At 67.4% G+C, this 13,574-nt stretch carries 12 protein-coding genes; all 12 read left to right on the forward strand.

Annotation, left to right across the window (positions count from 1 at the left end):
* Positions 1 to 15: 15 nt before the first annotated feature.
* The 12 genes from Q1B08_RS04650 to Q1B08_RS04705 all read left to right on the forward strand — a co-directional run bounded on the left by Q1B08_RS04650 (position 16) and on the right by Q1B08_RS04705 (position 13,196).
* A complete protein-coding gene (locus Q1B08_RS04650) occupies positions 16 to 1,044 on the forward strand; it encodes a cysteine synthase A (protein ID WP_299815471.1) in 1,029 nt (342 codons plus the stop codon).
* Entirely contained in the window at positions 1,041 to 3,386 is a 2,346-nt protein-coding gene (locus Q1B08_RS04655) for a DUF3772 domain-containing protein (RefSeq protein ID WP_299815474.1), read from the forward strand. Before Q1B08_RS04650 ends, Q1B08_RS04655 begins: the two co-directional genes overlap by 4 nt.
* Positions 3,383 to 4,111, forward strand: coding sequence for an alanyl-tRNA editing protein (locus Q1B08_RS04660; RefSeq protein ID WP_299815477.1), 729 nt, complete (start codon positions 3,383 to 3,385; stop codon positions 4,109 to 4,111). Before Q1B08_RS04655 ends, Q1B08_RS04660 begins: the two co-directional genes overlap by 4 nt.
* Before the next feature lie 332 nt (positions 4,112 to 4,443).
* Entirely contained in the window at positions 4,444 to 5,034 is a 591-nt protein-coding gene (locus Q1B08_RS04665) for a hypothetical protein (protein ID WP_299815480.1), read from the forward strand.
* 334 nt (positions 5,035 to 5,368) lie between these two features.
* On the forward strand, positions 5,369 to 5,644 hold the full coding sequence (locus Q1B08_RS04670) for a hypothetical protein (protein WP_299815483.1): 276 nt from the start codon (positions 5,369 to 5,371) through the stop codon (positions 5,642 to 5,644).
* Positions 5,645 to 5,648: 4 nt separating this feature from the next.
* Entirely contained in the window at positions 5,649 to 6,014 is a 366-nt protein-coding gene (locus tag Q1B08_RS04675; protein WP_299815486.1) for a response regulator, read from the forward strand.
* Between the two features lie 4 nt (positions 6,015 to 6,018).
* Positions 6,019 to 7,968, forward strand: a complete 1,950-nt coding sequence (locus Q1B08_RS04680; RefSeq protein ID WP_299815489.1) for a chemotaxis protein CheA — start codon at positions 6,019 to 6,021, stop codon at positions 7,966 to 7,968.
* A 14-nt stretch (positions 7,969 to 7,982) separates the two neighbouring features.
* Positions 7,983 to 8,441: a chemotaxis protein CheW gene (locus tag Q1B08_RS04685; RefSeq protein WP_299815492.1), complete on the forward strand. Its 459-nt coding sequence runs from the start codon at positions 7,983 to 7,985 to the stop codon at positions 8,439 to 8,441.
* A 33-nt stretch (positions 8,442 to 8,474) separates the two neighbouring features.
* Positions 8,475 to 10,655: a methyl-accepting chemotaxis protein gene (locus Q1B08_RS04690; protein WP_299815496.1), complete on the forward strand. Its 2,181-nt coding sequence runs from the start codon at positions 8,475 to 8,477 to the stop codon at positions 10,653 to 10,655.
* Positions 10,656 to 10,658: 3 nt separating this feature from the next.
* The gene (locus tag Q1B08_RS04695) at positions 10,659 to 11,177 is read left to right on the forward strand and encodes a chemotaxis protein CheW (protein WP_299815499.1); all 519 of its coding nucleotides are present in this window, start codon (positions 10,659 to 10,661) and stop codon (positions 11,175 to 11,177) included.
* 85 nt (positions 11,178 to 11,262) lie between these two features.
* Positions 11,263 to 12,105: a CheR family methyltransferase gene (locus tag Q1B08_RS04700; protein ID WP_299815502.1), complete on the forward strand. Its 843-nt coding sequence runs from the start codon at positions 11,263 to 11,265 to the stop codon at positions 12,103 to 12,105.
* On the forward strand, positions 12,105 to 13,196 hold the full coding sequence (locus Q1B08_RS04705; protein WP_299815505.1) for a chemotaxis response regulator protein-glutamate methylesterase: 1,092 nt from the start codon (positions 12,105 to 12,107) through the stop codon (positions 13,194 to 13,196). The genes Q1B08_RS04700 and Q1B08_RS04705 overlap by 1 nt, the downstream gene beginning before the upstream one ends.
* Positions 13,197 to 13,574 lie beyond the last annotated feature (378 nt).

A 13,574-nucleotide genomic window follows, 5' to 3' on the forward strand; every position in this document is an offset into this window, starting at 1 on the left:
GCCGGAGGTCCCATCGTGCAGATCCACCGAAACCTTGCCGAAGCCGTCGGCAACACGCCCCTGATCCGGCTCAACCGCGTCTCCGACGCGACTGGATGCGAGATCCTGGGCAAGGCGGAGTTCCTCAATCCGGGTCAGTCGGTGAAGGACCGCGCCGCGCTCTACATCATCCGCGACGCGGTGGCCTCCGGTCGTCTGAAGCCGGGGGGCACCATCGTCGAGGGCACGGCCGGCAATACCGGGATCGGGGTGTCGCTCGTCGGTGCGTCGATGGGCTTCAAGTCGGTGATCGTCATTCCCGACAGTCAGAGCCAGGAAAAGAAGGACATGTTGCGTCTGGCCGGCGCCACGCTGGTCGAGGTGCCGCCCGCACCCTACAAGAACCCCAACAACTACGTCCGCTATGCCCGCAGGCTCGCCGAGAAGCTCGCCGAGACGGAACCGAATGGCGCGATCTTCGCGGACCAGTTCGACAACACCGCGAACCGGCAGGCCCATATCGAGGGGACCGGACCCGAGATCTGGGCGCAGACGGAGGGCCGCATCGATGGCTTCATCTGCGCTGCCGGAACCGGCGGCACCGTTTCCGGCGTGGGCGCGGCCTTGCAGCCCAAGGGCGTGAAGGTCGGTTTGGCCGACCCGATGGCCTCGGCCCTCTACGAATACTACGCGAACGGCGAGCTCAAGTCCGAGGGCAGTTCGATCAGCGAGGGGATCGGGCAGGGGCGCGTCACCGGCAATCTCGAAGGCTTCGAGCCGGACTTCGTCTGCCAGGTGACCGATGAGGAAAGCCTGCCGCTGATCTTCGACCTGCTCGAGCACGAGGGCCTGTGCATGGGCGGGTCGACCGCGATCAACATGGGCGGCGCGGTCAAGATGGCCGAGCATCTCGGACCCGGGCACACGATCGTGACGATCCTGTGCGATCACGGCTCGCGCTACCAGTCCAAGCTCTGGAATCCGGCCTTCCTGCGCGAAAAGGGCCTGCCGGTTCCGCGCTGGCTCGACGGGTCGGACCGCGAGGTGCCGTCGGCCTTCGAATGAGGATCCTTCTGGTCCTGCTGGCGGCGGTCTGGCTCGCGCTCGCCGCGCCCCTCCTCGCGCAGGAGGCGGCCCTTGATCCGGAGGCCCACGCGTCCTGGCTCGAGACACGTGACTTTGCCAACGAGACCGTCGGGGATACCGAGGCGACGATCGGGGCGCTGACGACGCTGCGCGAAACGCTCGTCGAATGGCGCAACCGCTTCGAGGCGGAGCTCGACCTGGATTCCGGCCGCATCGCGGCGCTACGCGCGCAGATCGAGGCGCTGGGTCCCGTGCCGCAGGAGGAGGGCGCGAGCGAGCCCGCCGCCATCGCCGCCGAACGCGCGGAACTGGAGGAGCGGCTCGAGGTGTTGCTGGCGCCGGTTCAGAAGGCGCAGGCGGCCTTCGCGGAGGCCGACGGCCTCGTCGGCGAGACCGACCGTCGCATCCAGGACGCCCGCGAAGAGGAGTTGCTCAGGAAATCGCCCGTTCCGCTCAACCCCTCGAACTGGCCGCCGGCGGTCGAGGCGATGAGCGCCTGGGCTCTGGCCTTCGGAAAAGAGCTTTGGGCGCCGTTTGCCACGCCCGAGGCCCGCGCGACCTGGATGAACAGGGGCGCGGAACTGGGGATCATGCTGTTCGCCGCGGTGATCCTGCTCTGGAGGTCCGGCGTGTGGCTGGGGCGGTTGCGCGAGCGCTTCGCGACGGCGGAGGCGGAAAGGGCGACGACCCGCCTTCTGCTGCTCGCGATCTCGCTCGCGCGCCTGATCCTGCCGGTGATCGGCCTCGTGATCGTCGTGCAGATGCTCACGATGATGGGAGCTACGGGCGATCGGATGCAGGCGGCGCGGACGCTCGTTCCGACCATGGGCCTCGTCATCATGGCGTCGCGCTGGCTCGCCCACCAGGCGCTGCCCGCGCGGGCGGACCTGCCGACCTTCGTGCCGGTCGCGCCGCCCCGGCGGGCGGAGGCGCGACTGCATTTCCTGACGCTCGGCGTGCTGGTGGCGCTCACCCTCGCGGGCGAGGTCCTCGCGCCGACATCCGTCGCGCCGGAACTCGGCCGCGCCATCTCGCATTTCGTGCTTCTGACCGTGGCCGGGATCGACCTGTTCCGGCTGGGACAGCTCCTGCTCTCGGAAGGACGGGTCGGACCGTCCGACGCTCCCGAGGGGGATAGCGAGGAGGGGTTCTGGAGTCCCCTTCTGCGCAATGTCGGACGGGCGTTGATGGTGGTTGGCCTGGCGGCGCCCATCGTGGCGGCCTTCGGCTACGTCAATCTCGGGCTCGCGGTTCTCTGGCCGTCGGTGATCTCGCTCGGGCTCGTGCTGCTGATCGGCACGCTGCAGAACTTCGTCTTCGACGCCTATGCCGCGATCCGCCGCCGACCGGATGCCGGGCGGGACCAGCTTCTGCCGACGCTTGTCGGTTTCACGTTGTGGGTCGCGTCGTTGCCGCTCTTCGCGCTGATCTGGGGCGTGCGCCCGACGACACTGGGCGAATGGTGGGCCGTGTTCCTGCGCGGCTTCACCCTCGGGGACACGCGCATTTCGCCGGTCAACTTCCTCTCCTTCATCCTGATCTTCGCGCTGGGCTATCTCGTCGTGGGTCTCGTGAAGAACGTGCTGCGCACATCGGTGCTCCCGAAGACGCAGCTCGACGCAGGCGGCACGAACGCCATTCTTTCGGGCACGAGCTATGTCGGGATTACGCTGGCCGCGCTGATCGGGATCGTGGCAGCCGGCATCGACCTGTCGGCGCTGGCCGTCGTCGCCGGTGCGCTGTCGATCGGGATCGGTTTCGGCCTGCAGACGATCGTGCAGAATTTCGTTTCCGGGATCATCCTGCTCATCGAGCGGCCGATCAAGATCGGCGACTGGGTGCAGGCCGGCGCGACGGAGGGCTTCGTGCGCGAGATCTCCGTCCGGTCCACCCGGATCGAGACCTTCGACCGGCAGGACGTGATCGTGCCGAACGCCGACCTGATATCGGGCGTCGTGACGAACTACACGCTCAACAACGCGTCCGGCCGGGTCGTGCTGCAGGTCGGGGTGGCTTACGGGACGGATACCATATGGGCGCAGTCGGTCCTGCAGGAGGTGGCCGAGGCGCATCCGATGGTCGTCCTGAACCCGCCCCCGCTCGTGACCTTCGACGCCTTCGGTGCGGACAGTCTGAACTTCACGATCCGTGTCGTCATCCGCGATATCCTTTTCAAGCCGATCGTCGCCTCCGAGCTCAACCATGCCTTGGCCAAACGCTTCCGCGAGGAGGGCATCGAGGTTCCCTTCGCGCAGCGCGACATCTGGCTTCGGAACCCGGAAGCGCTGCAGCCGCGCCAGACAGGAGCAGAGACCGAATGACCGAACCGCTTTTTCGCGAGGACGCGTATCTGAAGACCGCCACGGGGATCGTCCGCCGCCTGACGCCGGAGGGCGGCATCGTGCTGGATCGGACGATCTTCTATCCCAGGGGGGGCGGTCAGCCGGGCGACAGCGGACGACTGGTCTGGAACGGCGGGGAAAGCGGCATCGCCGGAACGGTCAAAGGCCCGGCCGAGGATCCCGATGCCATCGTGCTCGTCCCCGACGGGGAGGAATCGCTGCCGCCCGAGGGGGCGGAGGTCGAGATGCGCCTCGACTGGGCGCGGCGGCACCGCTTCATGCGGATGCACACGGCCCTCCACCTGCTTTCGGTCGCCGTTCCGCTGCCGGTGACGGGCGGGCAGATCGGGGCGGAGAAATCGCGTCTCGACTTCGACATGCCCGAGGTGATCCACGACCGCGACGTCATCCAGGCCCGGATGGGGCAGCTCGTGAGCGGCGACCACCCGGTCGGGGCGGACTGGATCAGCGAGGCGGAACTCGACGCGAACCCGGATCTCGTGAAGACGCTTTCGGTCCGGCCGCCGCGCGGGGCAGGGCCCATTCGCCTCGTGCGGATCGGGTCCGCGGAGGCGCCGGTCGATCTGCAGCCCTGCGGTGGGACGCATGTACGCTCCACCGCGGAGATCGGCCCTGTCGCGGTCGGCAAGATCGAGAACAAGGGCAAGGCGAACCGCCGGATTTCCATTACCCTCGATACCTGACGGCATCCCGGGCCTGCCGCGTCCTTCGGGGGACCGGACGTGCGGAGCCGTAGGCGTTCAACAGGGTCCTCACGCGCACCGCCCATGATCGCGCCGGAATTCGACGCTGAGAGGCGCGTTAGCGGAAGGGCTGGGGGGTAGCGCTCATGGGCGCGGGCGTAGCGACGCTTTGCGGAGCGGCGGTCTGGCCGGTCACCTCGTCGAACGCGCCGTGGCCTGCGACGCGGCCCGGCGGTCGGCCGAATGGGTCGAAAACGCCGCCGTGCGCCTGTTGCGGATCGCCGAACTGGCGCGAGACGCCCACGGATGCGGGCATACGGCGGATCGAGGAGATGGCGCGGTTCGGCGGCGTTTTCCGCTTCAAGGTCTTCGGTCCCGTCGGCTGGCTCCGCTTCGTGTCAGGCAAGGCGATCGTTCGTCACGCCGATCTGGCGACCCATAATTCCGTCGTCGTCCGAATTGTCGAGACCAAGCAACCTTTCACCGCGCTCAGGATCGGACATGGCGAACCGGAGCCTCTGGACGTCTACATCGAGATCTATCTGCCGGTCTTCGGCATGGAGACCTATCCTGGTCAAACGGAACACGCGGCACGGATCCGAGCGGATCATTCGCTGTTCTACTTCCCTGCAACGATCGGCCACGATCCCGGAACGCCGATGAACGGAATCGTCGAGGCCGTTCAGCTCCTCGATATGGCAAGCGCCTCCCCGAAGGACGGGCAGCTTCCCGAGTTTTGCGCAGCGGGCGGACGCTTGGATGAAAGGCGGGAGCCCTGGCTCCGCCATCGTCGATACCATCGGGCGCGATGGGCGGTCGGATCGCAGCCCACAGCGTTCCGGGTCGGCTCGAGCTTTCTCGTGACCATCCCCGTCGAGGCGCGGGTCGCCGGGATTGAGCCGGACATGCGGGCCGCGGCCTGATCGTTCGATCCGAGCGCGCCGCACCCGTTCCGTCGATTGCTGCCGCCCATGCGTCGAGGCCGCGACGGAAGCCGGAAAGGGGGCTGCCGGACAGCAGCGGGCCATCGCGAGACGGCGACCGGTCGTCCACGGCGATTGAGGGCGTTCCGCCTTGGCCGGGTCGTCGTCCGCTTCCGACACGGACTCGTTCGGACGGATCGCGCGGTCCCATCCGAAGGCGCGTCTGCGGCATTTCCAGGTCCGGATGTCGTTCCGCCGCCGGGATTCACCTTCGTCTTCACGTTTCATTTTCACATCTATGGAAAGGGTTCCCGCGAAAGTTCGAGGACCGGTCATGCCAGAGACAGACAACGAGATTCCTTCGTCGATCACGATACCGGCCGGTCTCGGCGTCGCCGGGGTGCCCGACGTCCACGCGCGGCTCGTCTCGGCAGTCAATGCGGCCGACCCGTCCGGCCACCTCGAAATCGACCTTGCGGACGGCCCGGTGGCGCCCCTCGCGCTTCAGCTCGTCGTCAGCGCGGTCCGCAGCGTCCCGGCGGATCGTCTGACCCTCGGCCCTCGCGCCGCCGCCGCCCTTACAACCCTCGAAACGTTTGAAGAGGACTGAACCGATGTCGAAGACCATCCTGAGCGTCGACGATTCCAAGAGCATCCGCGACATGATCGGATTCACGATGACGCCCCGGGGCTACAACGTCATCGGCGCCGAAGACGGCGTGGAAGGGTTGTCGACCCTGGCCGCGAACGAGGTCGACCTCGTCGTCTGCGACCTGAACATGCCGAACATGAATGGCATCGAGATGATCCGGAAGGTCCGGGAGAACAGCGCGTATCATGGCCTGCCGATCGTGATGCTGACGACCGAGGCGCAGAAGGAGAAGATGAAGGAGGCGAAGGAGGCCGGCGCGACCGGATGGATCGTGAAGCCGTTCGACGAGCAGAAGCTCGCCTCCGTGGTCTCCAAGCTGATCGGATGACGCTTTGACCAGTCCAGCCGATTCCTTCATTCAGGAAGCCACCGACATTCTAGAAGGCCTCGAGGCGATCTTGCTCGAACTCGAGGCCGAACCGGAATCCGCGGCCTCGGTCGATGCCGTCTTTCGCGCGCTCCACACCCTCAAGGGGTCGGGCGCGATGTTCGGCTTCGACGCGCTCGCGCGGTTCACGCACCACTTCGAGAATGCCTATGACCAGATCCGCGAGGGCAGGGCGCGGGTCACGCCCGAGCTGATCCAGCTTTCCCTTGCGTCGCGCGATCACATCGAACGGATGATCGATGCCGGCCCCGGCGCCGGGGATGATCCGGCCTCGGCCGTGCTCGTGGCCGAGATCGAGAAACTGTCGGGCGAGGCCGAGCCGGCTGCCGCCTCCGCGCCTGTGACGCCGAAGACGACGCAGCGGTTCACCATCCGTCTCGTTCCCGATGCGCTTGCCCTGCGCAACGGGACGCGCCTGGACCTACTGCTCGATGAGTTGTGCGAGCTTGGCGATGCCGTCGTGACCTGTCACGCCGACAGGGTGCCGAGGCTCGGCGAGATGGATCCCACCGTCTGCCACCTCTGGTGGACGATCGAGCTGGACACGTCGAAGGGGCGGGACGCGATCGACGAGGTGTTCATCTTCGCCAGCGATTGCGTGATCGAGATCGAAGAGTCGACGCCGGACGCCACGTGCGAGCCCGTGCCTGCGGAGATAGGGTCGCAGATGGATGCGCCCGCAAGGGTCGAGGCGGCGAAAACGCCGGACGCGAAGACCGCCGCGCCGAAGCCGGATTCGGTCCGGGTGCAGTCGCAGCGCCTCGACGAACTGATGGATCAGCTCGGCGAGCTCGTCATCGCCCAGGCGCGTCTCAACCGCATCGCGGGTGATCTGGATGACGTTGCGCTGGCCGGCACGGCGGAGGAGATCGGGAACCTGGTTTCAGGGTTGCGCGACTCCATCCTGTCGATCCGCATGCTCCCGATCGAGCCGGTCTTCACGAAGTTCCGGCGCGTCGTGCGCGATCTGTCGACGGAACTCGGCAAGGACGTTGCGCTCAGCACGCGCGGCGGGGAAACCGAGGTCGACAAGAACGTCATCGACAGCCTGACCGAACCGCTCGTCCACATCATCCGCAACTCGATCGACCACGGCATCGAGCTTCCCGAGGCGCGTCGGCAAGCCGGCAAGCCCGAGCAGGCCCGGGTCGATCTGCGTGCGCGGCAATCCGGCGGCAAGGTCCTGATCTCGATCACCGACGACGGCGCGGGGCTCGATGCCGAGGCGATCCGCGCGCGTGCCATCGAGCGCGGCCTGATCACGCCCGAGGTCGAGATGTCCGAGGAGCAGCTCTTCGGCCTGATCTTCGAGCCGGGATTCTCGACGGCCAAGACGCTGTCGAGCGTTTCGGGCCGAGGGGTCGGCATGGACGCCGTGCGGCGGGTGATCGAGGATCTGCGCGGCAGCGTCGATGTCCGCTCGCAGCGGGGCGTCGGCACCGAGGTCACGCTTTGCTTGCCCCTGACGCTCGCCATCATCGACGGTCTTCTCGTCAAGGTCGGCACGGAATCCTTCGTGATCCCGCTCTCGTCGGTGGAGGAATGCGTGGAGCTGCCCCCGGACGACGACGTGCGCGCCAGCGGCCGGTCGATCCTGCACATCCGCAACGAGCTCGTCCCGTTCCTCAGTCTCGACCGGCTCTTCGGCTTCGAGCGCCTGCACTCGGACGATCGCCGGGTCGTCATTACCAGCGTGGACGGCCGCCGTACCGGGCTGGTCGTGGATGAGGTGATCGGCCAGCACCAGACCGTGATCAAGCCGCTCAGCATCTACCACCGCGGGATCGAGGGGCTCGCTGGCTCCACCATTCTCGGCGATGGCTCCGTGGCCCTGATCCTTGACGCCGCGGCCATCGTGAAACGCGCCCAGAGCGCCCTGAAGGTGGCGGCGTGACCAAGGAGACGGCGATGGCCGAGACGACCGACGCCGCGATGGCGCTCACCTTCTCGCTCGACGGCGAGACGTTCGCCATCCCCGTGGAGCATGTGAGCGAGATCATCGACCCGCTGCCGGTAACCCGGGCGCCCAACGCGGACCCGTTCGCGCCGGGCCTGATCAATGTGCGGGGCGCCATCGCGCCCTTTGTCGACCTGCGTCACCGCCTCGGCATGGGGCCCGCCGCGATCAAGGACCAGAGCCGCGTCCTCGTCCTCGACCTCGCCGTCGCGGGCGAAGCGACCAAGGTGGCGATGCTCGCCGACAACGTCGACGACATCACGGAAACCGCCATGGCCGACATCGAGCCGGTGCCGGAGCTCGGCATCCGCTGGCCCACCGACCTGATCCGCGGCGTCGTCAAGAAGAACGGCGCGCTCGTCATCCTGCTCGACGTCGGAGCGGCGTTCGCGCCGACACATGCCCACTGACAGCTTCATACCTCGAAGAAAGATCCCGAGACCATGCGTATAACGATCAAGACCAAGCTGATCGCCGTCTTTGCGGTGCTGATCGCGCTCCTCGGCGCATCCAGCTACATGGCCCTGCAGAAGGCCTCGCAGCTTCAGGCGCAGTTCGACGACCTGGCGGACCAGACCGCGTTCCAGCTCGACCAGAGCCTGTCGATGCAAGCCGCCGCAGCGCGCTCCATGAGCCTCATCAAGAGTTATCTCGTACAGGACGACATCGAAGCGGCGCAGCAGATCGCGCAGCAGGTCGACGAGCAATTCGTCAAGGTCGAGGCCGCCGTCGCCAATGTGAGCGGTGTCCTGCATACCGACACGTCCAAGCAGATGCTCGCCCGTTTCCGGGCCGAATGGGACGAGTACCTCGCGACCGAGGCCGAGCTTCGCGAGCCGGGACTGGCCAACTCCAACGTCCGGGCGGTCGACCTCTATCATGCCGAAAGTGTGCCGGCCTACGCGGCACTCTATGCGCAAACCGAGGCGTTCATCGCCGATGTCCGTGGAAGGATCGCGGATTCGGCATTGCGCGACAGCCGCTTGGTCGCTCTCGAAGCAAACATCGACACGCTGACCGACAACGTGAGGGCCCTGCAGAGTGCCGAGCGCGACATGTTGATCCTCTCCGATGCGGACCTTCTGGCCCGGAACGCGGCCGCCATCGTCGCCGAAGAGCAGATGCTCGAGGAGAACCTGGCCGCCGCCGAACGCAATGCCTCCGGATCGGATCGCGAGGCACTCGAGTCGATCCGCGAGGCTTGGCTCGGGTGGTACGCGCTGCTCGATCAGACCGTCGCGCTCTCGTTGGCGAACACCAACACCGTTGCAAGGGAGATTCTGAACACGCGCCTCGAACCCGCGTTCAAGGAAAGCTTCGCCGCCGCCGACGTCCTGGCCGAGCGCTCCCGCGAGGTGATGGAAATTGCGCAGGTCGAAGCTTACGCGGCCTACCGGAACTCGCGCAACCTGCTCCTGGCACTGGGCGTCTTCGCCGCCGCCATCGCCATCGGTTCCGCATTCTGGCTTTCGACCACGATCAGCCGCGGTCTGAGCCGTGCCGGCCACGTCGCCAGGGAGGTCGCGCGCGGCAACCTCGAGGTCGATGCGAAGACCAGGAGCCGCGATGAGATCGGCCTGCTGCTGAACGAGATGGACGGCATGGTCGTCGACCTGAAGGGTATGAGCCGTGCCGCCGAGGCCATCGCCAAGGGTGACCTGACCGCCGACGTCACGCCGCGCTCGGACGAGGACCGTCTCGGCATCTCGCTGCGCGACATGACCTTGAAGCTGCGCGAGGTGATCTCGAACGCGAGCGTGAGCGCGACCTACGTCTCCGAAGGTGCGGCGAACATGTCGTCCACGGCCGAGCAGCTTTCCGGCGGTTCGAGCCAGCAGGCCGCGGCGGCGCAGGAGGCCTCGGCCTCGATCGAGGAGATGACGGCCAACATCCGCCAGAACGCCGACAACGCCAGCCAGACCGAGAAGATCGCCAACCAGTCCGCCGCCGATGCCAAGGCCTCGGGCGCGGCGGTGTCGAACGCGGTTCGCGCGATGAAGACCATCGCCGACAAGATCAACATCATCCAGGAGATCGCCCGCCAGACCGACCTGCTCGCGCTCAACGCCGCTGTCGAGGCCGCCCGCGCCGGCAGCCACGGCAAGGGCTTCGCGGTGGTGGCCTCCGAGGTGCGCAAGCTCGCCGAGCGCTCCCAGCAGGCCGCGGCCGAGATCAGCCAGCTTTCCGTGGAGACGGTCGACGTCTCGGGCGAGGCCGGGCGGATGCTGGAGACGCTGGTGCCCAACATCCAGCGCACGGCCGATCTGGTGGCCGAGATCTCGGCCTCGACGCGCGAGCAGAACGTGGGCGCCGAGCAGATCAACCAGGCGATCCGGGATCTCGACCAGGTGATCCAGCAGAACGCCAACACGGCCGAGGCCGCGGCGGCGACCAGCCAGCAGCTGGCCAGCCAGTCCCGACAGCTGAGCGCGGTGATCTCCTATTTCGAGATCGAGGCCGCAGCGCCGAACGCGCCCGCCGCGCCGGCGAAACCGCGGGTGGTCGCGATCCGAGACGCCGCCCCGAAGACCCGCCCCGGCCGCAACGCCCGCGACGTCGAGGCCTTCGAGCTCGACCTTTCCAACGACGTCTCCGACGCCGACTTCCAGCGATATGCAGGGTAATCCATGATCGACAGCAATCAGACCGACCTCGAGGGAGACGAGGAGGAGCATGCGTCCACGTACCTGACCTTCGATCTTGGAAAGCAGACCCTCGGCCTCGAGGTCAGCAACGTCCGCGAGATCCTCGACATGCGGAAGATCACGCCGCTGCCGAACGCCCCCCACGAGGTCCAGGGCGTGGTCGATGTCCGCGGCGCCAGCGTGCCGGTGATCGATCTGAAGGCCCGGCTCGGCATTCCCTCGATCGAGGGCGGCGAGGATACGCGGATCGTCGTGATCGAAGTCGTGGAAGGCGAAACGCGCAAGCCGCTGGGCATCCTCGCCGACCGGGTCCGCAACGTCCATCAGATCCCGGCCGCCGAGATCGAGCCCTGCCCCAATCTCGGCAGCGATCATTGGGACAGCCGCATCCTGCAGGGGATCACCCGTTCGGGGTCCGACCTGATCGTCCTGATCCGGCTCGACCAGCTCTTCGGTCATGCCGGCCCGGTCGATCTGACGGGAGCCATGCAGCACGTCTGAGCGCGACCGGCACGCAAGAGGACGCGTGTCGGCCCTTCCACCCGATCGTCCCCCGGCACGGGGCCGTCCAGACATGTTGAGCGACATGACACAGCTACAGATCGCACCCTCCCTCCGTCTCGACGACATCCGGCACCTCGTCGTCATGGCCAAATCCGTCACCGGGATCAGCCTCGACGAGACGCGCACCGATTTCATCGCGGGACGTCTCGGTCGCCGTCTCGCGGCCAACGGGCTGACCGACTACGCCGAATACTGCCGTCTTCTGAAGTCCGACATGGCCGAACGCGTGGCCTTCGGCGAGGCGCTGACGACGCATACGACCAGCTTCTTCCGCGAGAAGGCGCAGTACGACTGGCTCCTCGACGAGGGGCTCGCGGAGCTGCAGGATGGCGGGCGCACGAAGGGCCGCGAGACGGTCTTCTGGAGCGCCGCGTGCTCCACGGGGCAGGAGGGCTATTCGGCCCTGATGACGGCGCATGCGGCGCGCGACGGCGGCCTTCGCTCTTTCGAGCCGCGCCTCGTCGGCACCGACCTGTCGCGGCCGGTCGTTCGCCGGGCGGAGCAGGCGGTCTACGCGCGCGGCGAGACGGACGGTATTCCCGCCGAACTGCGCCCGCGTTTCCTTCTGTCCTCGAAGAAGTCCACGGGCATCTACCGCATCGTGCCGGAGTTGCGGACGCAGTCGACATGGCGCAACGCCAACCTCGTCACCGGCCACGGGCTCGACGGCATCGCGGCGGACGTCGTCTTTCTGCGGAACGTGCTGATCTATTTCGACGCCGAGATCCGCCAGCGCGTCATCGACAACGTCTACCGCCGCCTGCGCATCGGCGGTTTTCTGATGACCGGCCACACGGAAGCCTCTCACGCCCGGCGGGCCGGTCTCGAACTCGTGCGGCCCTCGATCTACCGGAAGGTCGCCTGATGGCCCCGAACACGAAGCGCGTCCTGATCGTCGACGACAGCGCCGTGGTGCGTCAGGCCATCAGCGAGATCATCTCCGCGCATCCGCAGCTCGAGGTCATGGCCACCGCCAACGACCCGTTCCAGGCGGCCGAGCGGCTCAAACGCGAATGGCCCGACGTGATCGTGCTCGACGTCGAGATGCCGCGCATGGACGGGATCACCTTTCTGCGGCGTTTGATGGCCCAGAAGCCCGTGCCGGTGGTGATCTGTTCCACGCTCGTCGGAGAGGGCAGCAAGACCTATCTCGCCGCGCTGGAGGCGGGCGCGGTGGATCTCATCGAGAAGCCGAACCTTTCGACGCGGCAATTTCTGAAGGAATCGTCGATCCGCCTGCAGGACGCCGTTCTGGGCGCCGCGCATGCCCGGGTGAACCGGCGGGAGACGGTCGCGCCGCAGGTGAGGCACTCCGCCGATGTCATGCTCGCGCCCGCCGGACACCGGGCGATGGCGCAGACCACGAACAAGGTGGTGGCCATCGGCGCCTCGACCGGCGGCACGGAGGCGCTGCGCGTCGTGCTCCAGTCGCTCCCCCACAACGCGCCGCCGATCGTGGTCGTGCAGCACATGCCCGAGGCCTTCACCAAGGGTTTCGCGAAACGTCTCGACGAGCTCTGCCAGATCACCGTGAAGGAGGCCGCATCGGGCGACAGCGTGCTGCCGGGGCAGGCCCTGATCGCGCCGGGGGCGAAGCACATGATGCTGGTCCGCAGCGGCGCGAACTACCGGGTCGAGGTAAAGGACGGCCCCCTCGTCAACCGTCACCGGCCTTCGGTCGACGTGCTGTTCCGTTCCGTCGCCCGCGTGGCGGGCGCCAACGCCGTCGGCGTCATCATGACCGGGATGGGGGACGACGGTGCGTGCGGCCTTCGCGAAATGCGCGACGTCGGCGCCCGCACCATCGGGCAGAACGAGGCCACGTGCGTAGTCTACGGCATGCCGGCGGAAGCGATGAAGGCGGGCGGTGTGGAGCAGGAGGTCGACCTCGACAATATCGCCCGCCTGATCGAGCGGCTGGGCCATCAGGAGGGCGAACGGCAGCTTCGCGCGTGACCGTTTTCCCGCCCTGACGCACGGCTTCGGGGGGCGGCTCTGGCTTGCCGCCCTGTTCGTGCCACGGCCGCGGTCGCGGCCGGTCCGGAGCTTCGCACCTCCCTACGAAAGGCGCCGCATGATGCCTACGGCACATCTAGACGTGGCAGGCCTGCGGCAGGACGAGGGAACGCAAGTCACGCCTATCGAGGGGGCGCGCACCCTGCGGAGCGAGGGGTCGGAGCGCGTCTCGCCGATTGCATCAGTGGTCACGCACGGCGCCTCCGCACGGGACGATACAGACCGGCTCTGCGCGGCCGTGCGCGGCGGCGGCGGCCTCGGCGGCATGGGCCACGCGTTCCGCGACGCGCCGGTCTGCCGGATTGTGGTCGGAGGTCA

The organism is uncultured Jannaschia sp., assembly GCF_947494025.1.
In the GTDB taxonomy this organism is placed as follows: Bacteria; Pseudomonadota; Alphaproteobacteria; order Rhodobacterales; family Rhodobacteraceae; genus Jannaschia.

Excerpts from the sequence above, each read along its gene's own strand:
- Q1B08_RS04655 (WP_299815474.1), top strand. The coding sequence starts at position 1,041 with ATGAGGATCCTTCTGGTCCTGCTGGCGGCGGTCTGGCTCGCGCTCGCC.
- Q1B08_RS04660 (WP_299815477.1), top strand. The coding sequence starts at position 3,383 with ATGACCGAACCGCTTTTTCGCGAGGACGCGTATCTGAAGACCGCCACG.
- Q1B08_RS04665 (WP_299815480.1), top strand. The coding sequence starts at position 4,444 with ATGGCGCGGTTCGGCGGCGTTTTCCGCTTCAAGGTCTTCGGTCCCGTC.
- Q1B08_RS04670 (WP_299815483.1), top strand. The coding sequence starts at position 5,369 with ATGCCAGAGACAGACAACGAGATTCCTTCGTCGATCACGATACCGGCC.
- Q1B08_RS04675 (WP_299815486.1), top strand. The coding sequence starts at position 5,649 with ATGTCGAAGACCATCCTGAGCGTCGACGATTCCAAGAGCATCCGCGAC.
- Q1B08_RS04685 (WP_299815492.1), top strand. The coding sequence starts at position 7,983 with ATGGCCGAGACGACCGACGCCGCGATGGCGCTCACCTTCTCGCTCGAC.
- Q1B08_RS04690 (WP_299815496.1), top strand. The coding sequence starts at position 8,475 with ATGCGTATAACGATCAAGACCAAGCTGATCGCCGTCTTTGCGGTGCTG.
- Q1B08_RS04695 (WP_299815499.1), top strand. The coding sequence starts at position 10,659 with ATGATCGACAGCAATCAGACCGACCTCGAGGGAGACGAGGAGGAGCAT.
- Q1B08_RS04700 (WP_299815502.1), top strand. The coding sequence starts at position 11,263 with ATGACACAGCTACAGATCGCACCCTCCCTCCGTCTCGACGACATCCGG.
- Q1B08_RS04705 (WP_299815505.1), top strand. The coding sequence starts at position 12,105 with ATGGCCCCGAACACGAAGCGCGTCCTGATCGTCGACGACAGCGCCGTG.